The sequence below is a fragment of the Candidatus Berkelbacteria bacterium genome (assembly GCA_016432625.1).
Taxonomy (GTDB): Bacteria; Patescibacteriota; UBA1384; order 2-12-FULL-50-11; family 2-12-FULL-50-11.
In genome coordinates this window covers 29085-48269 of the sequence record CP066697.1, presented here as the reverse complement: position 1 = coordinate 48269, position 19185 = coordinate 29085, and the positions used below count along the sequence as shown (strand labels likewise).

Below are 19185 nucleotides of genomic sequence, written 5' to 3'. Positions count from 1 at the left end.
ATTTAGCTCCTTTTATTTCCTTCTATAGTTGGCAATAATTTTTCGGCTTCGCCGAGACGACTAGTCGAGCGGGAGCGCAAAAATTAGCGGATTTTTGACGCGGCCGAAAAGTTATTGTCGACATCTCACCCGCGCTCCTTTGCCAATTCACTTAGTTGTTTCATTAAATTTTTGACCCCTTCAAGATCGTTCTTCTCCTGGGCACGACGAATTTGTAGGGCAAGCTCAACTTTTCGTCGTTCATAATCCAGCGTCGATAACTGACCAAGTTTTTCTTCGATCAATTCGCGCCCAAGCTCGTCACTCATCTCGCCCCACTGGTTAGAGTGCCAAAATTGCCACGAATCGATCTTCTCACTTAATCGTGAGTCAAGGCTTGTTTTCACCCGAGAGAGAAACTGAGACGGGGTTTTCGTCAAAGTTTTATCAGTATAGTCTTCCTTGGATGACTTTCCAAGCCCCGCGGGTTTGGCAAACAGCTTTTTTATCTCATCCGCGATCTTTGAAGCATCCTCACTCTGCCATGAAACGTTGTCGAATTTCTCCTTGTACGGCATCAGTAAATCTATTCTAGCTAGCGCTACTGCCAGTAGCTGATCTTCGTTTGTCAGATGAATGTCTGCGACTTTCGGGTTAGGCGAAACCGGACTTGTCTCTTTAGGGGCCGCTGCTTTCTTCAGCGCCTCATAGACGGCCTCCGTCTTAATTCCCAGTGCCACCGATAAGCGTTGAGTGTAATGATCGAGGCGCGTCGGCTCCGTGACAAGAGTGAGAATCGGCAGCATCGCTTTGACGACTTTCTTTTTATTCTCGATAAATTTCATATCCCCGGCCCGTTTGATTTCTTGACTGAGAAACCACTCCAAACCTTCCTTGGCATTTTTAACAAATTCCGCCCAGTGCTTACCGCCATCACCCTCGAACAGCTCGCCCGCATCTTTATAGTCACCAAACTCAACGACTTTACCATTCAAGTCCAGGCGCAGGAGCATCTCGATAACTTTCTTGGTCGTTGTTCGACCCGCTTCGTCGTTATCGAACGCGAGTAAGAAGTTCGGCGTGTATTTACTCAAGGTCTGAATTTGTGTTTCGGTAATAGCCGTTCCAGAAGAGGCAACCGTCTGCTCGACGCCCGCTTGATGCAAGGCGATAACATCCATCTGTCCCTCAACTAGGACAACGTAATCCCTGTCTTTGATGGCACCTTTAGCAAAATTTAGACCATAAATTGTCCGACTCTTACTGAAAAGCGGCGTGTCGGGTGAGTTCAGATACTTCGGCTGAGTATCGCCGAGCGCCCGACCCGTAAACGCAATCGTATGGCCAAGCACGTCGTAAATCGGGAAGGTAATGCGCTCGAAGAACTTGTCCGGATTTCCGGCTTTAGCGATATCCGTCGTCTTGTAGCCCCGCTTTATTAAAAATCCCCGCAGATCAAAACGGCGGGGCGCAAAGCCGATTTGAAATTTTCTGATCGTTTCATCGCTCAACCTACGCTTCTTCAAGTACTCAAGTGCTTTTTTGGCCGCTGGCTGCTCTGTTAAAATTTTGTGGAAGACTCTCGACGACAAATTATTAATCGTATAAAGCGTTTCTTTGTTATCCCGGGTTTGGTGCTCGGCTTGAGTGCGTGGCTGCAATGCAACTCCAGCTTTACTTGCAAGCAAGCGCAGAGCGTCACCAAACTCAAGGTGTTCCGCCTCCATTATGAATTTATAGTGGTCGCCGCCACGGCCGCAGCCAAAACATTTCCATATCTGTTTTTGCGGGCTAACCATCATCGAAGGAGTTTTCTCCTGATGGAACGGGCAGATACACTTGTAATTTGCCCCAGCTTTGCGCAAGGCAACGTATTGGCCAATTAGGTCAACGATGTCAATTCGAGATTTAACTTCCTCAATTTCGTTCAGTGGCGCTCCTGGGCTGCATTTTAACCTGAAAATAGGTTAGAATACAAAGGACTTTGAGAGTTTGTCTTGGAAGAGTCGCCTAGTGGCCTGTCTTGAGCATTGCGAAAGAAGGCCAGTTGGCAAAATCATCGCGTGCGTTCAGAAAACTCACGCGCGTACGTTCGTTATGGAAGAGTCGCCTAGTGGCCTATGGCGCCGCCTTGGAAAGGCGGTTTACCCGCAAGGGTATCGTGGGTTCAAATCCCACCTCTTCCGCGACAGAGTGCGCATTAAAGAATTGGTTTCTGGAAACGGGTAAGAACCCGTGAGTTCTCCCGTTGGTCGAAATCGTGGGTTCAAATCCCACCTCTTCCGCCGGTTGGGGGAAAATTAGTTCAAAAAACCCCGCATTTCTGCTAGCCTGATGAAAAGCTAAATAAAGGAGGCGATGATGGCTAAATGCATTAAATGCGACAACGAGACAGTGGGATTTAAATGCGATATCTGTGGAGCCGAGTCTGATGAGCACGACGATGCTCATGAGCACGGTGGCGAGCACTGCATGCCCAAGTGTGCTGGTTGCAACGAAGCCCAAGTTAATTGCAGCTGTTAGCTGTGTCAAAAAACCATGAAAAATCGAGTTGTTCACTTTGAAATTGGAGCAGAGGACCCAGAAAAATTATCAGAGTTCTATCAAAAGGCGCTCGGCTGGGAGATCAACCAGTGGGGAGATTCCGGCTATTGGATGGTCGGCAAAGAAGAGGATCGAGCCGTTGGGGCAATCTTTGGTGGCATCATGAAGCGGTTTCAGCAGGAAAAGACTACAAACACCATCGAAACCGAAAATATCGAGGCCACCATCGCCGAAGTCGAAAAGAATGGGGGCAAAGTCGTTAAACCATTGGCCGATATGCCGATGGGGCCGGAAGATATTATGCGCTGGTGCTATTGTGAGGATCCGCAAGGTAACGTCTTCGGCTTGATGCAGATGCTTAAGACCGCCAAGTAGAAGTTAATGTCGGCGCTTAGGGACCCCGGCCCGATCGAATTTGAAGCTGAAATTCAAAAGGGCTCTACAGACAACGGGGGTGCCTGGGTGGATTTTCCCTTCAACCTCAAGGAAACCTACGGCAAAGGCAACTTAGTGCCCGTAAAAGCGCGCTTTGACGATAAAGTCGATTACCGCGGCAGTTTAGCGATGATGGGCGGTGATCGTGCGATGCTATTGCTGCGCAAAGACGTCCGTGAGCAGTTAGCCAAAGAGCCAGGCCAAAGTGTTCAAGTGACCGTTTGGCTAGATGCTGGTAAACGTAACGTCGAGCTAGAGTCAGACGTTCGGTCGGCCTTCGAAAAGGCCGAATTGCTAGAAAGATTCTTCCAGCTTCCCTTCTCGCATCAGCGCGAACACCTGGGTTATATTGTCGAGGCGAAAAAACCCGAGACCCGGATGCGTAGGATTGAGAAAACCATAGCGGCACTGAAGGAAAAAGCTTAAGATAACCCCAGCACCCCTGGAGGTGGCTCATGAAGGTACTTTCTGTCTCCGTGGAAGCAGCCGATCCCAAAGATCCGGCTTTCCGCAAACTCGACCGCCGTTGGCGCTTTAACTTGCTGGTCGGCTGGATCCCATTCCTGGGACCGTGGCTGATCAGGCGTACCGGCAACTGTTACGTCGCGGTATACGACAAGTGAATCTCGACTGGGGCGCCTCGTGCGCCCCGCCACTTTTTGCTATTGATGAATAATGCAGCGCTGTAGTTGGCCGGGAACCGACCCGCTCATGTTAAAGTACCACGACGAGGAGTGGGGCGTGCCTTGTCACGACGACCAAAAACTTTTTGAGTACATTTTGCTTGATACATTTCAGGCCGGCCTCAGTTGGGCAATCATCCTCAAAAAGCGGGAGGGATTGCGCCAAGCATTTGCCGATTTTGCTATTCAAAAAATTGCTAGTTTTGATGATGAAGATTTTGAGCGGCTGTTGAACGATACGGGCATTATCCGCAATCGCCTGAAGATTCTTGGCACAATCAGTAACGCCAAAGCTTTCTTGGAAGTTCAAAAAGAGTTCGGTAGTTTCGATCATTATATTTGGCAGTTTGTGAACGGTCAGCCAGTGGTAAATCGCCACACCCATGATTCCGATATCGGTTCCACCTCCCCCGAGTCAGATGAGATGAGCAAAGACTTAAAGAAACGCGGCTTCAAGTTCTGTGGTTCAACGATCTGCTACGCTTTCATGCAGGGCGCTGGGCTAGTCAATGACCATTTAGTAAGTTGTTTCCGCTACAATACCGTCAATAATGGCAAGCGATGAGTGGAAAAATAAGCTGACGCCCGAGCAGTATCGCGTCTTGCGCGAGGGCGGCACCGACGCGCCATTCTTAGGTAAGTTTGTCGACCATCACGAAGACGGCACATACAACTGCGCCGCCTGCGGTAAGCCGCTGTTTGATTCCGGCACCAAATTCGAGTCGCACTCTGGTTGGCCGAGCTTTTACGACGTTTTAAGCAAGGGTAATGTCGAGCTAAAAACTGACTCCTCGCACGGCATGACTCGAACCGAAGTTGTCTGCGCTAATTGCGGCGGTCATCTGGGACACGTGTTTGATGACGGACCTAGCGACAAAACTGGACTGCGTTATTGCGTCAACTCAACGAGCTTGGACTTCAAAAAGAGATGAAGATAGTCATCGCCGGCAGTATGCAGTTCGCGGATCAGATGATGGAGTGGAAACATCAATTAGAGCAGCTCGGTCATCAGGCCGAAGTCTCGATGGAAACTGCCAAAATGGCCGGCAAGACGGACGAGGAAAAAGAAGCGATCAAGCTAGAGCTCAAGTTCAACCAGGACGCGATAAAACACTTTTGGCAGAGGATGGATGGGGCCGACGCCTTACTGGTTCTGAACTACGACAAGCGCGGCATCAAAAACTACATCGGCGGCAATACTCTAATGGATATGGCCATGGCTTACTTTTGGGAGCAGAAAATTTTCTTACTTAATCCGATTCCCGAGATGCTTTATTCGAGCGAAATTATCGCCATGAAACCGACAGTTATAAATGGCGACGACAAGCTGATAGAGTAGCTACTTAACCGAAAGGTATTTGCGGTTGAGGTAGAACATATAGTATCCAACGCCAATCAGCGACAAGCCGGCAATCACCAGCGCTAACGGCCAGCCTAGGCCCTGGCTGAAATACTCGGCAGTAATTTTGACGATATAAGCCATTAAGAATATGGCGCCCCAAATTAGTAGCGCCCGGATTTTCAGATTAATCCCCAGGAACATTGCCCCAAAGACCAAGCCCGGATAGATAATTTCCCAGAACGCATTCGCGCTCGGCGAGAATCCCCCAAGGCCTAACGCCGAACCGAAAAACGCCAACGAGCCACCGGTGTACAGCCAGGGAGTAAGGACGCGATTTTCAGCATCAGTAGTGAAGTGGTAGGCGAGCAGGCCGTACGTCAGGCCGGCAACCAGGAATCCGTAAAGAAAGACATCGGCGCTAAACGCTGGGCTGCTACCTAAGATTGCGTAAAGGGCGCTGAAGTATAACGCCGTTGAGAAGATAACCGTAAAAAGAGTGAAAATAACCTTACGGTAATACCAGTAAGAGATGCCGAATAGGGCCGTTAGGATCGCCGTAATCGTCAACTGCGTCATACTCTCGCTAAGCGACAAACCGGCGGCGTCATAGACAGTAAGTAACCCAACCGGCAGGACTAGGGCGCTTATAAGGAAGAAGGCGTTGGAGAGCCCGCCCCAACGTTGTTCGCGGATAAACATCGCCCCCAAGACGTAAGCAACAACACCCGAGCCAAGTGTGACAAGCAGTCGGGAGAGCACCGATAAAGTCTGCCAGCTGCCACCGATCATAATGGCGATACCCAAGAACACGATCGCTCCGCCGATATAGTAGAGCATCTCCGAGGCACCAAGATGTTTAGTAGCTGATACGGGTACTGGTATTACAGAAGTAGTCTGGTCGTAAGCGCTAACGACTTCCTCTCGAGTGAGTGTATTTTGCGCTGCGGCTTCCCGAATTGCTTGAAGCAAGGTCTCCCGATCCATCTACTCGATCCACCCTAAGAAGTGAAAACTATATGGAGTGTAGTAGCTACCAGACTGCTGAACCGCAATCTCTTTGGTGTAGCTGCCTTTTTTCAAAAAATACTTTGGGCCGGAGCCGCCGTCGTAAAACAGTGGAAAGCCACCGCCGTAGCTGCCCGGCACAACCTCGAAACCGTCGGCAGATTTTGGTCCGGAACTGAGTTTGTATTTTTGGGCGTCAGCCAAACTAAGCTCCTCGCTCTGGTTTGTGGCAAGGTCGTGCAAATATAATGTTGGCGGGGGCATCGTTGGCTGCGACGCGTCGCTTGCATATTTCGGAACTGGATGACTGACCAACTGGTTGTTTTCAACCGCGTAGTAAACTGATGATCCGCCGTAGTAGCTGCCAACGTCAACGCTATAAATGAAGTTATGCTGCGGGGCGTCAACGAACAGTTTCGGAAGCGAGATGCTGGCCCAGACTACAAGCACCATAAGTACTGGCAGACCGATCCCTATAAATAGGGGGGCGCGCTTTTTGAAATCCATCAAAATAATTGTAGTCCTATTTTGCCTGATGAAAAGCGCCGTCAATCTAGCGGACGTCCATTGGTGGCGATACTGTTCGCTTTATAGCGCGGATCATTACTAACGTCTCGACTTTTACCAAACGCCTCTGGCAAGACAAAGCTAGCCGCTGCCTCTTCGTCATCGAATTCTGACTCGAGAATGTATAGCTCCGGGTCCGAAGCGAATATATAGGTATCGTAATCATAAAGCCGGCCGTCAAGCTCAATTACCTGCCGGCGTTTTTTGACTCGGCGGCCTTCGGTCCAGGGCCATAATATTGTAAATTCTCGCTTCGAAATCTCATGATCGGGCGGATCTTCGTTTAAGACGTCAGCGCTCTTGATAGTTAATAGGTAACGCGGCGCGCCTTTACCATCTATGTCTTCTTCGAGTCGAAGCCGCAGAAAACCCCTTTTACCAGAGGGCGGCGCGATATACCCCTGCTCTTGCAGAATGATTTTCTTGACAGCGAAACTCTCGAGGGTAAGAGCGCTCACCAACCACTTACGTTCTGTCTTTATTCCGGCCGTCATCAACTAGCGCAAGCGGAAGACTACTTGTACGGCGTACGTCACATCTTGCTCGCCAACAAGCAGTTTCGGAGCGCTCAAGGTTTCGGCCGGATCGGTAGCCATCGCTCGGCTATCAAGCGCCATTGGTACCACACCACCCCATTGTGGCTCCGAGACTGAGACCACCTGTCTGATACTGGCCTCAAGCTCGTTAGCAGTTTGCTCCGCTTTGGTGCGTGCGTCCTTGAGTGCCGCGGCGCGAGCTCGCGACTCTAGGTCTTTTCTGGTTTGCGTTGCGAAGGTGCTTTGGGGGGATACACCGCTTAGCGGCGAGGTTGTAACGATATAGTCTAATACTTTCTGCGCCAACGTTTTGTCGTTGAGGGTTATTGTCAGCGAGTAGTACGCCGTGTAAGTGCCGTCACCTGTCGGCGCCGGATCTGGCCGACCCAACATGACTTCGTAATCTTTATTGGCGGAGCTATTCACAACGATCTCTTTGTCCTCGACGCCCAGTTCCTTGAGTTTATCGACGACTGCGTTACCGAATGCTGAAACTGCCGAGATCGCTTCCGCGCTGTCTTTACCGGTTTTTTGATACGACGGGTAGAAGATAAATTCATCTGGCTCGGCTTTAACTGTGGCCTCGCCGCTAACGGTGACGGTACGTTTGTCAGCTTCTGCCCACGGTTGCCACAGCGCCAGCATGACGCCAATCACGACCAACAACAGGATAGTGATGATTCTGAAATCAAAACGCAGAGTTACTTCGTTCATGCTGTCATACTAGTACAAAGCCGCGATTTTTGCACCGTAAGGACTTGATTATAAGGTTTAAAATGCGTAAAATTCGCGCTAGTACCCTTAGGGGGAGGTTTGAAACTGTGTTCTCTACATACGATCGTGCGTTTATCCTAGGCGGCTTTGTGATCGGGTCGATCCCGTTCGGCTACCTAGTCTGTCTCGTCCACGGCATCGATATCCGTCGCTACGGTAGCGGCAATATCGGCGCCACAAACGTCGAGCGGGCACTGGAAGCGGTTTTCGGCCCCAAGAAGGCCAAAGGTTGGGGAACAGCAGTCATGCTCCTCGACGCCGCCAAAGGGTTCCTGCCGGTATTTCTCTATCCGCTTTACGGCGGGTTCGATCACATCTGGCTTGTCTGGGTCGCCATTGCGGCACTTACGGGCCACATGTTCTCGCCCTTCATGCGCGGCCGGGGCGGTAAAGGCGTCGCGACGGGCTTCGGCATCACCCTCGCCCTAAATTGGGCAGTTGGGCTGATCTGCTTTGTTGTCTGGTTGCTTGTCAAGCTCTGGGCTAAGGCGTTTGGAAGCTGGTGGCTCCCCGAGCGGACCGCTGTTGCCTCAACAGCAGGCGTCTGGTTAAGTGTCGGGCTCTTTATCGCTGACGCGGTAATCAGCAAGTCGCTTGTACTAGACAACCTGCTTGTCAGTGGGCTCATTGCGGTACTGGTGACCCTGCGTCACCTTGGCAACTACGAACGTCTAAGCGAGTTACCTCGTCAACGGGCTCCCTGAAAAGGGAGCCCGTCTCACTATCTGTTACAATTCCTAGGTGCGTACACCGACGAAACGCCTGGTAACAGTCTTATTGATCGCCGTAGTTTCCTTCGTCCTGTTTGGCTTCATTTACCGCTTGCTTGGGTTGCCGGAAGCTGACGAATTTATTAGCATCGCCCGTTCTTACTACGCCCAGTACGGTTACTGGGTAGTCTTTTTAGCAGCGCTCGGCGAAGGGCTGTTGTTTATCAACTGGTACTTGCCAGGGTCGGCGGTTGCGGTTTTGGGCGTAGTGTTTGCCCGCGAGAACAACCAAAGCGTGCCGCTGGTAATATTCCTGATTATGCTAGCTTTCCTGCTTACAGCCGTCATTAATTACTTAATCGGCCGCTACGGCTGGTATCGGCTGTTCTTGCGCTTCGGTTTGAAGACGCCGCTCGAAAATTCGCGGCTACGCCTGGAGAAAAAGGGATTGCCCATTATTCTATCGAGCTACTTTCACCCCAATATCGGCGCCCTCACTGCCACAAGCGCCGGCATTATTCAAGCGAATTTTCAGCACTTCCTGCTCTATTCGGCGATTGCCTACTTTGTGTGGGGCATAATTTGGGGCGTAATTGTTTACTTTTTCGGTCCGCAGTTATTAGCGCTCGGCACAGTGCAACTGATGGCCGTGATTGTCGTAGGGTGGGCGGTCTATTTAATAGGGAAAGCTGCCTATGAAAACAGACAAGCCCCGCATGATCGACCATGAGGGGCTTACTGGATTTTCCGCTTAGAGCGGCTTGGCGGTAGAAACGAGCCAAATGCCGCTGATTGCGGTTGGGATGAGGCTGAACAGGAAGGTTAGCACCGATGTTCGGTGCTTTGACCTAACGTGTTTGCCCCGAGCCAGCGCGACGCCAAAGCCCACCACGAAGATAAAGCTCAGCGAGGTCAGCGCCACTGAGGGCATGTGGACGAGATACGCCGTCCGGTCGAAGGCAAGCTGGCGCCCCAGACTTTCGGCCAGGTGAATAACCCACAGCAGCACCAAAGTCGTGACGATCGCCCACGCGATATGAGCCGCGCGGTGTCGCCTGACACCAAGAATGTAGGTCACGCCGGCGAAAACCAGCACAGTGACGAGTTGGCCAAGAAAAGAGTATAGGTACGTCATCGGTTCCTCCCAGATGTTGCGCCATTCTAGCAATAGTCGAGCTAAAAATGAAGGCGGGTAGACGGACGCCCCACTTCGCTAGGAAGTAGGGCGTGGCTACGAGTTGGGGCGTTGAAGCTTGTCGAGAGTCGCTTTAGCGCTACCGGCAATCTCATCATCCGAGGCCGTACTGTCGAGATTTGATCCCGAGGTAACGACCTTGAAGTCAGAGGCCGGCTTAACGTGGGCGTCTTGCAGGAGTTTATCGACGGTTGCCGCCGTCACGTCCTGCTTATCTTTCAGCTTCCTCCGGGGCACCGACTGCTTCTCTACCGACAAGAAACCAGTAGATAAAGTAGCCGCCGCCCAGGGCAAGTGCAGCGATTATGAGAATGTCCCAGAGCATGTTCACTCCTTCAAGTTGGGTACGCAAACGTTACTTTACCCCAAAAACTTCCCTTGTGAAGTGCTACAATCAGCTCATGAATGAGCTTGCCGGCAAAACTGTCCTCATCACCGGAGCCTCGCGCGGTATCGGAGAAGTAACGGCTTACGAGTTCGCCAAAGCGGGCTGCAAGCTGGCCCTGACTTATCTCTCGAAACCCGAGGAAGCAAAACTGGTCGAAGATAAATGTCGTCAACTTGGCGCGCCGAAAGTTATGTTCTACCAGCTCGACGTTACAAATGACGACCAGATTCATGAATTCGTAAAAAATACCAAGACCGATTTCGGCAGCATTGACGTGCTTGTTAACAACGCCGGCATTCTGATTTGGAAGTTCTTCAGCGATATGAGTTTTGACGAGATCGACCAGCAGGTCGCGGTTAATGTTACTGGCCTGATGAAACTCACTAACGCTCTACTGCCGCAAATCCAAGAAACGATCATCAATATCGGCTCGCAGGCGGGCAAGCGGGCAGGGGCAGAGCATGTAGCTTACTGCGCTACCAAGTTTGCCGTCCGCGGTTTTACTCAAGGCCTCGCACAAGAGTTACCGTCGCTGAAAATCTACGCCGTTAACCCTGACGGCATCAACACCCAGATGAACGACTGGGGCGGGCGGCCACCGGAACAGGTCGCCAAGGTTATAGTCAAAGCCGCCTCTGGCGGTTACGACCTAATGAGCGGCAGCGATATTGATGTTTGGGAGATAGCCGATGAAAACTAGGGTGAGTTGGAAGGAGAAGCTCGACCGGGCGAGCGCGCCTAAAAACCCACATATTGATGAAGCGCCGCCGCAATGGGTTGGCGGCAAGCTAGGGATGAAAATGGTCATCCCCTCAGCCTGGGAGCTCGAAAAAATGATCCGCCAAATACCGGAAGGTAAAACCCGCAACATCAAGGACATTCGAGACGCGTACGCCCGCACTCACGGTGCTGACATTACTTGCCCACTGACTAGCGGTATTTTCCTGCGGATTATTGCCGAGTATGCCGAGGAGCAACGGGCATTAGGTGAAAAAGATATTACCCCCTACTGGCGAGTCGTGACCGATAACGGCAAAATGCCACCCAAAATCCAGACTATTTACTCTCGGGGTCGTTGATTTTTGTGCGTTTTCCCACCGGAAGAATAAAGGCTATAACACCCAAACCAATTAGTATAGCCGGAAGTAAGGAGTACCAAGGACCACAGCCTCCGGTACTCATACCACACCCAACCATGGAAAATAGGTAACCAAAAATGCCAATAATAACTAAGAGACTGCCAGCTACCTTCATGAGCCAATCGCGCTAGCGAGCAATATTTTCTTTTCAACCGAAGCGATTAGTTTGCGGGTTGAAACGGCGACGTCAGGAGCAACAGAAACGGAAGTAGTGCCGGCTTTGACCATGGCTTCGGTGATTTCCGGGTAAACCGACGGCGCTTGGCCGCAGATCGAGCAAGTGACGTGATGCTTACGACAAGTTCGGACAACGTGCAGGATAGAATTCAAAACGGCCGGGTACCGCTCGTCGAATTCAGCAGCAAGTTTGGCCGAGTCTCGGTCAATCCCGAGCGTCAACTGCGTCAGGTCGTTACTGCCGATCGAAACGCCGTCGATGCCTTCATTTATATACTCCTCAAGCTCGATAACCGTCGATGGCACTTCGACCATAATCCAGAGCTTGAAATCTTTTTCCTGGCGTAGGTTATTTTGGTGCATCAGATCGCGCACCCGACGGAACTCGTCAACCGTGCGCACAAAAGGAATCATGACGTGCAAGTTTTTAAGATCCATTCCGTCGCGGACGGCTTTAATGGCCTCTATCTCGAGCGCGAACGCTTCTGGTTCGGCGATATAACGTGACGCGCCGCGGTAACCGATCATCGGGTTATTTTCCGGCTGTTCGTACTTCTCGCCGCCTTTTAAGGACTTGTACTCGTTAGTTTTGAAATCTGTGAATCGGTAGACGACAGGGCGAGGATTGAACGCTTGGGCGATAATACCGATGCCTTCGGCGAGCTTATGGACGTAATCGTTACTACGACCATCTGCCATCATGGCGTTAGGATGTTCGCCAATTCCGGCAATAATAAATTCGGCGCGCAGTAAGCCGACGCCGTCAACCGGTAGCTGAGCGTATTCCTCAGCTTTGGTCGGTTCGGCTAGATTTAAGTAAACTTTCGTCGCTGTGACCGGGACAGTGGTGAGCGCTTGGGCGCCGACAAGACGCGGCTGCGAAGTTGGCGCAGGGACGTCGCTACCTGCGACTTTGCCCTTATAAACTTTGCCCTGGGCGCCATCAACGGTGACGACCTGGCCGGTTTTCAAAGTGGCCGTCGCTGTACCGGTACCAACAACGCAGGGGATACCGAGTTCGCGCGAGACGATCGCGGCGTGACTGGTCCGCCCGCCGGTATCGGTCACAATGGCCGCGGCGCGGCGCATCGCCGGGACATAATCGGGGCTTGTCATCTCGGTCACTAGAACGTCGCCCGCTAACACTTGGTCAATTTCGGTTGGTTTGTGAATAACTTTAACCGGGCCGCTTTTTAAGCCAACCGAGGCAGCGGCCCCTGTGAGCAAGAGCTCCGCCTTACTTAAGTCGACTTCCTCCCCCGCCGTTTTAGGTGATAGAGAGGGCGCTGTTTCGTTTTTTTTTGGCTCGCCGAGCGTGGTGACCGGACGAGCTTGAACCATAAAGAACGAGCCATTTTCGTACGCCCACTCCATGTCCTGGGGCTTCCCGTAGTGAGCTTCGACTTGCATGCCGATCTTGGCTAGTGCGACAATCTGCTCGTCAGTCAGTTTCTGACCTTCTTCCTGTTCTTTAGTGAGGTTGATGTGTTTATTACTGCCATCTTTATCGCGCACAATCTGCCACTCTTGCGCGCCGATTTCCTTGGAAACGACTTTGAAGTCCTTTTTATTAACAACGTAGTGGTCGGGCGTTACTGATCCTGAGACGATCGCCTCCCCCAAGCCCAGTCCGGCGTCAATCGTGACTTTCTCTTTATCTTCTGTTACCGGATCGACAGTAAACATGATGCCGGAGACTTCGCTTTGAACCATCTTTTGAACCGGTACCGCGATGCCCACTTTGAGGTGATCGAATTTATTAACCGTACGATAATAAATGGCTCGCGCTTCGAAAAGCGACGCCCAACACTCACGAATAGCTTTAATGAGTGCCTGTTTGCCTTCAATATTTAGAAAAGTTGCTTGCTGGCCAGCAAATGAGGCGTCGGGCAAATCTTCAGCTGTGGCGCTGGAACGGACCGCGACGGGGCCGCCCTTCATCTCGTCGTAGGCCCGCTCGATCTCTTTTACTAAGTCGGCAGGCAGCTGAAATTCCTTCATCGCCTTCTGCAGTTCCAAGGCAATCTTGTTGAGTTTTTTGGAGTCTTCGGGATCTAAACCTTTCGTCCACTTCTCGATATAGGCATCAATCTTTTTCTCTTTTATAAAACGGAAATACGCTTGGGCGGTAACGATGAAGCCTTGCGGCACCGGTAGGCCGGCTTTAGACATCTCTCCAAGATTCGCACCTTTACCGCCAACGAGCGGGATATCTTCCTTGCCAACTTCGCTGAACCAGACAACCTGTTTTGTTTTTGCAGCCATATTCTTCTCCACTGTACCAGCTATTAGTAAAGCCGACACGACTTGAAATGGGAGTGGTTTAGTGGTTTTTTCGATGTGAGGTACCTCACATCATGCTGATGATCTATCCAGGAAGAATGTCGGTGGAAAACAGTGGTCTCATGGAGGAGATTCACGAGTTCTACCGCCAAGAATTCATGCCCATCCCAGGACCATTCGATTACTCGGGTGTCGTTCTGGTTGAGGGCAGGCTGAAAGAGTGTACGATCACGGTCGACCTCTTCAACTGCCGTTTCGGGATTTCGGGGCTTGACTGTCAGGAGTACGCGGCCCATCAAATCCCGGATAAAGTTGCTACGAAGGCTGAGAGGGTGGGCCACCAGCTTCTGCAGCAGATACTGGGCTATGTGCCGACCAAGAGCGTTTACGTTCTTCGAACAGAGCCTGGGGGAATCAGGTGCTAGGAATCCGGGGGAGGGCTCTAGAGTCGCTCCCCCAGTTCGTCAAATACCCGACGGATAATTTTGGCGCCGAACCCCCGACGTTGAAGTAATGAGAGCAGGCGCATTTTGCGTTTAAGCGGCTCAAGATCGCCCCAACGTTTCAACCTGCTCTCCGCTAACGACTTAGCCGCTTCTAGCTCTGCCCCTTCGTCTAGGGAATTCAACACAGACTCAATGAGATCTTTATCGATCCCTTTTTTTATTAATTCGAAAAATATGGCGTGTCGGCCACGGCGGCTGACGAGAATCCGCGTCTCGGCGAGCGACTGAGCAAACCGTTCGTCGTTAACTAGGCCGATTGCCTCAAGCTGTGCCAAGGCATTATTAATGTCATCCGGCTCGTATTGGCGGTCCAATAAAGATTTCTCGAGCTCTTTTTTGCCGCGCGAACGATAATTCAGCAGGCGCAGAGCCCGCTCCAATGCCGACTGTTTGGGCATCGCTAGGTTTAGACTTCTTCAGGCTGCGGGATGGCGCCGATCTTGCCCTCTTTGGCCAGCTCACGAACCTTGGTCTCAATGGTCGCGGCAAGCTTTTGGTCACCTTTAAGAAAAGCTTTGGCAGCCTCCCGTCCCTGCCCAAGCCTTTCTTCTCCATACTGAAACCAGGCGCCGGATTTTTCGATCAAACCTGCCTTGACTCCGAGTTCGAGCAGGTCGCCTTCCCTAGATATACCCGAATCAAACATTAAGTCAAACTCGGCCGTTCTGAACGGCGGAGCGACCTTATTTTTGACGACTTTAACCCGACAACGGTTGCCAATGGCGGTCTCGCCTTCCTTGATTTGTTCGGCTCGTCGGATGTCGAGACGTACTGAGCAATAGAACTTGAGAGCGTTACCGCCAGGAGTAGTCTCGGGATTACCGAACATAACACCGATCTTCATCCGGATTTGATTAATGAAAATGAGAACGGTCTTGGATTTAGAGACGGCGCCAGTTAACTTACGTAGCGCTTGGCTCATTAGCCTGGCCTGAACACCCATCATTGCGTCGCCCATCTCGCCTTCGATCTCCGCTCTCGGCACAAGAGCCGCGACAGAGTCGACGACGATAACGTCAACGGCATTGGAACGGACTAAAGTTTCTACTATCTCCAGAGCTTGTTCGCCGGTGTCGGGCTGAGAGATTAGTAGCGAGTCAAGATCGACGCCTAGTTTAGTCGCGTAACTCGGGTCAAAGGCGTGCTCGGCGTCAACCAGAGCTCCCAAGCCCCCGTTTTTCTGGGTTGCGGCAATAGCCGACAAAGCAAGTGAGGTTTTGCCGGAAGATTCTGGCCCGAAGATCTCAATAATTCGTCCCCTCGGCAGCCCACCAACGCCAAGCGCGACATCGAGCGATAATGATCCGGTTGAAATCGCCTCAACGTTCAGATGAGTATTCTCGCCCATAGTCATAATCGAACCGGCACCAAACTGCTTTTCTATCTGGGAAATCGCGGCGCGTAGCGCCGTGTCTCGGCCGGACGGAGCGCTAGCTTTGGGTTTGTCTTCTTGCTTGGCCATAAACCCGTTTTACAAGTTAGGCGGATTTAACGCAAGGTTTGGGTTATATAAGACTTTAACTACCTTTTGGCGCTCGTTACCGGCTCGGTTTTTCGCTGAAATTACTACCTGGTTGACACCTGGGGAGAGCTGGACTTCTTGAGAGAACTGGCCGCTGGGACTAACAAGAACGGGTTGGTTGTTCATCAGGACAACGGAGCCTTCCGTAGTGCTGCCGTTGAGGCTAACGGTATCTTTGCCAGTAGTAAATTCTTCACTAACGCCCGACAGGCTAATCTCTGGCGGACGGGTGAACTGCTTGAGTTGGACGACGATATAGCCGAGGATGCCACCAAAAAGCAGCACGGCGCTTATAATACCGATTGCTCGCGGCGTAATAAGGAATCGCCAGTCACTGACTTTGGCCGGGGCGAAGTTGACTGCTCGCTCCGGAAGCAAACGCTTCTGGGAACGCTCTTCGCGGTAGAGGCGAATAATTTTTTCCGGGTTGAGATGGAGAAACTCGGCGTAGCAGCGCACGAAACCGACGTTATAGGCTTCGGCCGGCAGCGACGAATAGTTACCGTTCTCTAAGGCCTCTAAATACTTCAGGCGAATGCGGGTTTGAGCCTCAGCCTCTTCAAGAGTAACGCTGGCTTTTGTCCGAGCAGCTTTAAGCAGCGAACCAAGTGAGCGACTCTTGCTGACATGGATTTTTTTCGTGACAAAACCGGTCATGTAACTTTTAGAGTAGCGCACCCGCCAAACGCGGTCAAACCAGCCGGTCGGCACGCACGAACTACAACAAGTCGCTCCCTCTAGGATCTTTGGCGCCGGCGGGTATGATTATGCTAAGAATGTCTAATTCTTTTTGGGTCACTTTCGTCTTCGTCATCCTACTCATCGCCGCATTTGCTTTCGGTATGTCGTCAATCTTCAAGAATCTGCAAGCTGGTGAGCCCGTATTCAACTTCAATAAAACTCCCGCGACAGAAGTGCAGGACGCCCCGTCACAGTTTCAGTATCCGTTGCTGCCTTAGGCTAGCCGTTTATCCCTTGATCAAAATCCTCGCCGGAGTCGACAAGGACATCGCGCGGCTTGGCGCCATCAGCTGGACCGATCGAACCCTCGGCTTCCAGTAAATCAAGCAGGCGGGCCGCTCTGGCGTAACCAACTTTCAGTCGGCGCTGCAGGAGCGATGCCGATGCCTTCCCCGCGGCAATCACCAAATCGCGGGCTTCCGGCAGTAGGTCGTCCTCGCTGGCGTCGTGGGCACCGCCGGCCAGACCAGGTTTCAGACTCGAGCGGTAAGAGGTGATAGTCTCGTCGTAGCTTGGCGGAACTTGAGTTTTGAGGAACTCGGTAACAGTGTGAATCTCTGAGTCCTTAAGCATTACCCCCTGAATACGCTTGGGTTGCGGCTGGTCACTCGCTAGATAAAGCATGTCGCCGCGACCGAGTAGTTTTTCTGCCCCTACCTGGTCAAGAATAGTCCTGGAGTCGGGCTGCGAGGCAACGGCGAAAGCGACGCGAGCAGGGATATTAGCCTTGATTAGGCCGGTAATGACATCAACTGAAGGCCGTTGAGTCGCTACGACGAGGTGCATTCCAACCGCTCGGGCCATTTGGGCAATTCGAACGATTGAGGATTCGACCTCGTTGGCGGCTTGAGTCATAAGATCGGCTAGCTCGTCAACGACGATTACGATGTAGGGCAAGCGTATCTCCCCTTGAGGCACCGATTCGTTGAAGGCGTCAATATTGCGTCTATTGTAGGCGCTGAGTAATTGGTAGCGTCGTTCCATTTCCGCAACGGTCCAACGCAAGGCGGAAATTATTTTGTCAGTCTCAGTGATAACTGGCGTTAGCAGGTGAGGGATGCCGTTATATTCAGTAAACTCAACTCGCTTAGGGTCAATTAAGAGTAGGCGTAAATCTTGAGGCGAGTTCTTGTAGAGGAGGTTGATTAATAGCGCGTTCATACAGACCGATTTACCGCTGCCTGTCGCTCCGGCGATCAAAAGATGTGGCATTTTTTTGATGTCTGCCACAGCGACATTACCGGCCACATCGCGGCCCAGGCCTAGGGACAGGTTTGAATCGGCGGATTTATAGTCGGGAGCCTCCAAAACCTCACGCAAGCTGACCGTAGCGGCGACTTTATTAGGAACTTCGATACCAACCAAGGACTTGCCCGGAATTGGCGCTTCGATTCGGATCGGATGAGCCGCAATGGCGAGCGCAATATCGTTGCTGCGAGCGGTGATCGTGTTTAACTTAACCCCTTCGGACGGCTTCAAAGTGTACTGCGTCAGCGCTGGACCAACGTTAACTTCGTTCATCGCCACTTCGACGCCAAAATCCTTGAGCGTTTTCTTGATCATCTCAACGTTCTTACCGATATCGCCGGCCTCCGCCTTGGTGCTAGCGGAGTAGTCGAGCAAATCTAAAGACGGAAACTCCCAGTTGCCGGTCGGTCCCATCAACGGAACCCCTTGTCGTAACCGCTCTGGCGCCATACTTCTAACAGGTATCCGAGCATTCTCGTTGATCTTCACCCCCTTGCCCTGACCAGCTTTAATTGGCAAATTCAGGCGCTCCCAGAGGGAACGTAGACTCGAGTTCAGCGCGAGCAGCGTCGCCACAATTACAGCGGCAACTAAGGCGAAGTAGCCGCCAACGGTACCAAAGATCGAGCTGAAAACTCCGAACGCTCCGGAGCCGACAGAGCCCCCCGAGGCGCCAAACATCGCCGGAACCAGCATAAAAAGTAGGACAATGCCGATAACGCTCGTGGCTCGTAATACATCGCTCTTTAAGAAGAGTAGCCTAACCCCTAGATATAAGAAGGCGAACGGCACGACGTAAGCGAGGACGCCGAAGAGAGTTTTCGCCAAGCGAAACAGTGCGTCGCCAAAGCCACCGGCCAGACCAAACAGGCCTAGAGCAAAAAGGAAGCCAAAGACCACTAGGATGATTGCGGTGATCTCTCGCGCTGTATCAGGGTCGACAGCCCAGACTAAATTGTCCCAAATTGTCGGCAACCGCTTACGGCGCCGGGACGAGTAGCGTCGTCGCCTCCCAAAAAGTCCCATGCCTTTACTCTACCAACCTGTTACTAATTTGCTAGGGTATTGCTCTCGTACTCCGTAAACCGTAAAATTGCCGCAGCCTTAGAGCCTAATCAAGGCGAGGAGAAGACTAATGGTTGAGATCAATGTCGCCGAGATTGGTGCCTGCAATTGGTCAGCGTGGTTTGACGACGGAACTTCCTACTCGGGAGCTTCCAAGGAGCAGGCGATCGGCAACCTTATTGCCGGCTACGGCGCTGCCCACGGGATCTGCGTCGTAGATGTTCCCCGATCCGGGCTTCAAGGCTCAATGTTTGGCAATTTCGACCCAAAGTCAGGTCGGGCAACCGAACTGGACCGTCGAGAAATCCGCGAGCTTTGAGACCCTAGCCAACTACCCCGAGCGCTT

Annotated in this window: 25 protein-coding genes and 1 tRNA gene; 14 read left to right on the top strand and 12 right to left on the bottom strand. The window is 51.9% G+C overall.

Translation table 11 applies throughout. The features are described from left to right. Positions 1 to 125 precede the first annotated feature (125 nt). Positions 126 to 1943 carry a DNA primase gene (locus HY845_00230; protein QQG52143.1) on the bottom strand — a complete coding sequence of 606 codons (1818 nt, stop codon included), beginning with the start codon at positions 1941 to 1943 and terminating at the stop codon, positions 126 to 128. 135 nt (positions 1944 to 2078) lie between these two features. On the opposite strand from HY845_00230, the gene HY845_00225 reads away from it, so the two are divergent. The 7 genes from HY845_00225 (at position 2079) to HY845_00195 (ending at position 4980) form a co-directional block, all read left to right on the top strand. Then, a tRNA-Ser gene (locus HY845_00225) sits at positions 2079 to 2165 on the top strand. Positions 2166 to 2517: 352 nt separating this feature from the next. Next, positions 2518 to 2898: a VOC family protein gene (locus tag HY845_00220; GenBank protein QQG51771.1), complete on the top strand. Its 381-nt coding sequence runs from the start codon at positions 2518 to 2520 to the stop codon at positions 2896 to 2898. Positions 2899 to 2904: 6 nt separating this feature from the next. Beyond that, complete coding sequence (locus HY845_00215; GenBank protein ID QQG51770.1) at positions 2905 to 3384, top strand: DUF1905 domain-containing protein; 480 nt, start codon at positions 2905 to 2907, stop codon at positions 3382 to 3384. A gap of 29 nt (positions 3385 to 3413) precedes the next feature. Further along, entirely contained in the window at positions 3414 to 3581 is a 168-nt protein-coding gene (locus HY845_00210; GenBank protein ID QQG51769.1) for a hypothetical protein, read from the top strand. A gap of 52 nt (positions 3582 to 3633) precedes the next feature. Then, on the top strand, positions 3634 to 4206 hold the full coding sequence (locus tag HY845_00205; GenBank protein ID QQG51768.1) for a DNA-3-methyladenine glycosylase I: 573 nt from the start codon (positions 3634 to 3636) through the stop codon (positions 4204 to 4206). Continuing rightward, entirely contained in the window at positions 4193 to 4573 is a 381-nt protein-coding gene (gene msrB / locus HY845_00200) for a peptide-methionine (R)-S-oxide reductase MsrB (GenBank protein QQG51767.1), read from the top strand. Before HY845_00205 ends, msrB begins: the two co-directional genes overlap by 14 nt. Continuing rightward, positions 4534 to 4980, top strand: coding sequence for a hypothetical protein (locus HY845_00195; protein ID QQG51766.1), 447 nt, complete (start codon positions 4534 to 4536; stop codon positions 4978 to 4980). The genes msrB and HY845_00195 overlap by 40 nt, the downstream gene beginning before the upstream one ends. On the opposite strand, the gene HY845_00190 is transcribed toward HY845_00195, so the two are convergent. The 4 genes from HY845_00190 to HY845_00175 are packed head-to-tail and all read right to left on the bottom strand — an operon-like array spanning position 4981 to position 7805. Then, the gene (locus HY845_00190; GenBank protein ID QQG51765.1) at positions 4981 to 5967 is read right to left on the bottom strand and encodes a hypothetical protein; all 987 of its coding nucleotides are present in this window, start codon (positions 5965 to 5967) and stop codon (positions 4981 to 4983) included. Beyond that, on the bottom strand, positions 5968 to 6495 hold the full coding sequence (locus tag HY845_00185) for a hypothetical protein (GenBank protein QQG51764.1): 528 nt from the start codon (positions 6493 to 6495) through the stop codon (positions 5968 to 5970). It abuts the gene before it with no gap. A 41-nt stretch (positions 6496 to 6536) separates the two neighbouring features. Beyond that, complete coding sequence (locus tag HY845_00180; protein QQG51763.1) at positions 6537 to 7049, bottom strand: hypothetical protein; 513 nt, start codon at positions 7047 to 7049, stop codon at positions 6537 to 6539. A gap of 3 nt (positions 7050 to 7052) precedes the next feature. Then, on the bottom strand, positions 7053 to 7805 hold the full coding sequence (locus HY845_00175; protein ID QQG51762.1) for an SIMPL domain-containing protein: 753 nt from the start codon (positions 7803 to 7805) through the stop codon (positions 7053 to 7055). 107 nt (positions 7806 to 7912) lie between these two features. Here HY845_00175 and HY845_00170 point away from each other — a divergent pair, with 107 nt between their 5' ends. Both HY845_00170 and HY845_00165 read left to right on the top strand, forming a co-directional pair. Next, positions 7913 to 8569 carry a glycerol-3-phosphate acyltransferase gene (locus HY845_00170; GenBank protein ID QQG51761.1) on the top strand — a complete coding sequence of 219 codons (657 nt, stop codon included), beginning with the start codon at positions 7913 to 7915 and terminating at the stop codon, positions 8567 to 8569. Positions 8570 to 8606: 37 nt separating this feature from the next. Further along, on the top strand, positions 8607 to 9305 hold the full coding sequence (locus HY845_00165) for a VTT domain-containing protein (protein ID QQG51760.1): 699 nt from the start codon (positions 8607 to 8609) through the stop codon (positions 9303 to 9305). 21 nt (positions 9306 to 9326) lie between these two features. Here the strand turns inward: HY845_00165 and HY845_00160 are convergent, their stop codons facing one another. Further along, positions 9327 to 9710, bottom strand: coding sequence for a hypothetical protein (locus tag HY845_00160; protein ID QQG51759.1), 384 nt, complete (start codon positions 9708 to 9710; stop codon positions 9327 to 9329). Between the two features lie 96 nt (positions 9711 to 9806). Beyond that, entirely contained in the window at positions 9807 to 10028 is a 222-nt protein-coding gene (locus HY845_00155; GenBank protein ID QQG51758.1) for a hypothetical protein, read from the bottom strand. A gap of 143 nt (positions 10029 to 10171) precedes the next feature. Here HY845_00155 and HY845_00150 point away from each other — a divergent pair, with 143 nt between their 5' ends. Together HY845_00150 and HY845_00145 are read left to right on the top strand one after the other, a co-directional pair. Continuing rightward, the gene (locus HY845_00150) at positions 10172 to 10858 is read left to right on the top strand and encodes an SDR family oxidoreductase (protein QQG51757.1); all 687 of its coding nucleotides are present in this window, start codon (positions 10172 to 10174) and stop codon (positions 10856 to 10858) included. Next, a complete protein-coding gene (locus HY845_00145) occupies positions 10848 to 11237 on the top strand; it encodes a hypothetical protein (GenBank protein ID QQG51756.1) in 390 nt (129 codons plus the stop codon). The genes HY845_00150 and HY845_00145 overlap by 11 nt, the downstream gene beginning before the upstream one ends. A gap of 171 nt (positions 11238 to 11408) precedes the next feature. Here HY845_00145 and ppsA read toward each other — a convergent pair whose 3' ends face one another. After that, the gene (gene ppsA / locus HY845_00140; protein QQG51755.1) at positions 11409 to 13739 is read right to left on the bottom strand and encodes a phosphoenolpyruvate synthase; all 2331 of its coding nucleotides are present in this window, start codon (positions 13737 to 13739) and stop codon (positions 11409 to 11411) included. Positions 13740 to 13831: 92 nt separating this feature from the next. Here ppsA and HY845_00135 point away from each other — a divergent pair, with 92 nt between their 5' ends. Continuing rightward, positions 13832 to 14182, top strand: coding sequence for a hypothetical protein (locus HY845_00135; GenBank protein QQG51754.1), 351 nt, complete (start codon positions 13832 to 13834; stop codon positions 14180 to 14182). Positions 14183 to 14199: 17 nt separating this feature from the next. Here HY845_00135 and HY845_00130 read toward each other — a convergent pair whose 3' ends face one another. The 3 genes from HY845_00130 to HY845_00120 are packed head-to-tail and all read right to left on the bottom strand — an operon-like array spanning position 14200 to position 16442. After that, a complete protein-coding gene (locus HY845_00130) occupies positions 14200 to 14661 on the bottom strand; it encodes a regulatory protein RecX (protein QQG51753.1) in 462 nt (153 codons plus the stop codon). Between the two features lie 8 nt (positions 14662 to 14669). Continuing rightward, a complete protein-coding gene (recA, locus tag HY845_00125) occupies positions 14670 to 15725 on the bottom strand; it encodes a recombinase RecA (protein QQG51752.1) in 1056 nt (351 codons plus the stop codon). A 9-nt stretch (positions 15726 to 15734) separates the two neighbouring features. Next, positions 15735 to 16442, bottom strand: coding sequence for a helix-turn-helix domain-containing protein (locus HY845_00120; protein ID QQG51751.1), 708 nt, complete (start codon positions 16440 to 16442; stop codon positions 15735 to 15737). 119 nt (positions 16443 to 16561) lie between these two features. Here HY845_00120 and HY845_00115 point away from each other — a divergent pair, with 119 nt between their 5' ends. Next, complete coding sequence (locus tag HY845_00115) at positions 16562 to 16744, top strand: hypothetical protein (GenBank protein ID QQG51750.1); 183 nt, start codon at positions 16562 to 16564, stop codon at positions 16742 to 16744. A gap of 1 nt (position 16745) precedes the next feature. On the opposite strand, the gene HY845_00110 is transcribed toward HY845_00115, so the two are convergent. Next, positions 16746 to 18800: a DUF87 domain-containing protein gene (locus tag HY845_00110; GenBank protein QQG51749.1), complete on the bottom strand. Its 2055-nt coding sequence runs from the start codon at positions 18798 to 18800 to the stop codon at positions 16746 to 16748. A gap of 109 nt (positions 18801 to 18909) precedes the next feature. Here HY845_00110 and HY845_00105 point away from each other — a divergent pair, with 109 nt between their 5' ends. Then, positions 18910 to 19158, top strand: coding sequence for a hypothetical protein (locus HY845_00105; protein ID QQG51748.1), 249 nt, complete (start codon positions 18910 to 18912; stop codon positions 19156 to 19158). Positions 19159 to 19185: the final 27 nt, after the last annotated feature.

Bases quoted from the DNA above. Each gene is read 5' to 3' on its own strand.
- HY845_00105 (QQG51748.1), top strand. From the start codon at position 18,910: ATGGTTGAGATCAATGTCGCCGAGATTGGTGCCTGCAATTGGTCAGCG.
- HY845_00160 (QQG51759.1), bottom strand. From the start codon at position 9,710: ATGACGTACCTATACTCTTTTCTTGGCCAACTCGTCACTGTGCTGGTT.
- HY845_00180 (QQG51763.1), bottom strand. From the start codon at position 7,049: ATGACGGCCGGAATAAAGACAGAACGTAAGTGGTTGGTGAGCGCTCTT.
- HY845_00175 (QQG51762.1), bottom strand. From the start codon at position 7,805: ATGAACGAAGTAACTCTGCGTTTTGATTTCAGAATCATCACTATCCTG.
- HY845_00120 (QQG51751.1), bottom strand. From the start codon at position 16,442: ATGACCGGTTTTGTCACGAAAAAAATCCATGTCAGCAAGAGTCGCTCA.
- msrB (QQG51767.1), top strand. From the start codon at position 4,193: ATGGCAAGCGATGAGTGGAAAAATAAGCTGACGCCCGAGCAGTATCGC.
- HY845_00220 (QQG51771.1), top strand. From the start codon at position 2,518: ATGAAAAATCGAGTTGTTCACTTTGAAATTGGAGCAGAGGACCCAGAA.
- ppsA (QQG51755.1), bottom strand. From the start codon at position 13,739: ATGGCTGCAAAAACAAAACAGGTTGTCTGGTTCAGCGAAGTTGGCAAG.
- recA (QQG51752.1), bottom strand. From the start codon at position 15,725: ATGGCCAAGCAAGAAGACAAACCCAAAGCTAGCGCTCCGTCCGGCCGA.
- HY845_00210 (QQG51769.1), top strand. From the start codon at position 3,414: ATGAAGGTACTTTCTGTCTCCGTGGAAGCAGCCGATCCCAAAGATCCG.
- HY845_00215 (QQG51770.1), top strand. From the start codon at position 2,905: ATGTCGGCGCTTAGGGACCCCGGCCCGATCGAATTTGAAGCTGAAATT.
- HY845_00185 (QQG51764.1), bottom strand. From the start codon at position 6,495: ATGGATTTCAAAAAGCGCGCCCCCCTATTTATAGGGATCGGTCTGCCA.
- HY845_00110 (QQG51749.1), bottom strand. From the start codon at position 18,800: ATGGGACTTTTTGGGAGGCGACGACGCTACTCGTCCCGGCGCCGTAAG.
- HY845_00130 (QQG51753.1), bottom strand. From the start codon at position 14,661: ATGCCCAAACAGTCGGCATTGGAGCGGGCTCTGCGCCTGCTGAATTAT.
- HY845_00145 (QQG51756.1), top strand. From the start codon at position 10,848: ATGAAAACTAGGGTGAGTTGGAAGGAGAAGCTCGACCGGGCGAGCGCG.
- HY845_00205 (QQG51768.1), top strand. From the start codon at position 3,634: ATGCAGCGCTGTAGTTGGCCGGGAACCGACCCGCTCATGTTAAAGTAC.
- HY845_00135 (QQG51754.1), top strand. From the start codon at position 13,832: ATGCTGATGATCTATCCAGGAAGAATGTCGGTGGAAAACAGTGGTCTC.
- HY845_00190 (QQG51765.1), bottom strand. From the start codon at position 5,967: ATGGATCGGGAGACCTTGCTTCAAGCAATTCGGGAAGCCGCAGCGCAA.
- HY845_00150 (QQG51757.1), top strand. From the start codon at position 10,172: ATGAATGAGCTTGCCGGCAAAACTGTCCTCATCACCGGAGCCTCGCGC.
- HY845_00115 (QQG51750.1), top strand. From the start codon at position 16,562: ATGTCTAATTCTTTTTGGGTCACTTTCGTCTTCGTCATCCTACTCATC.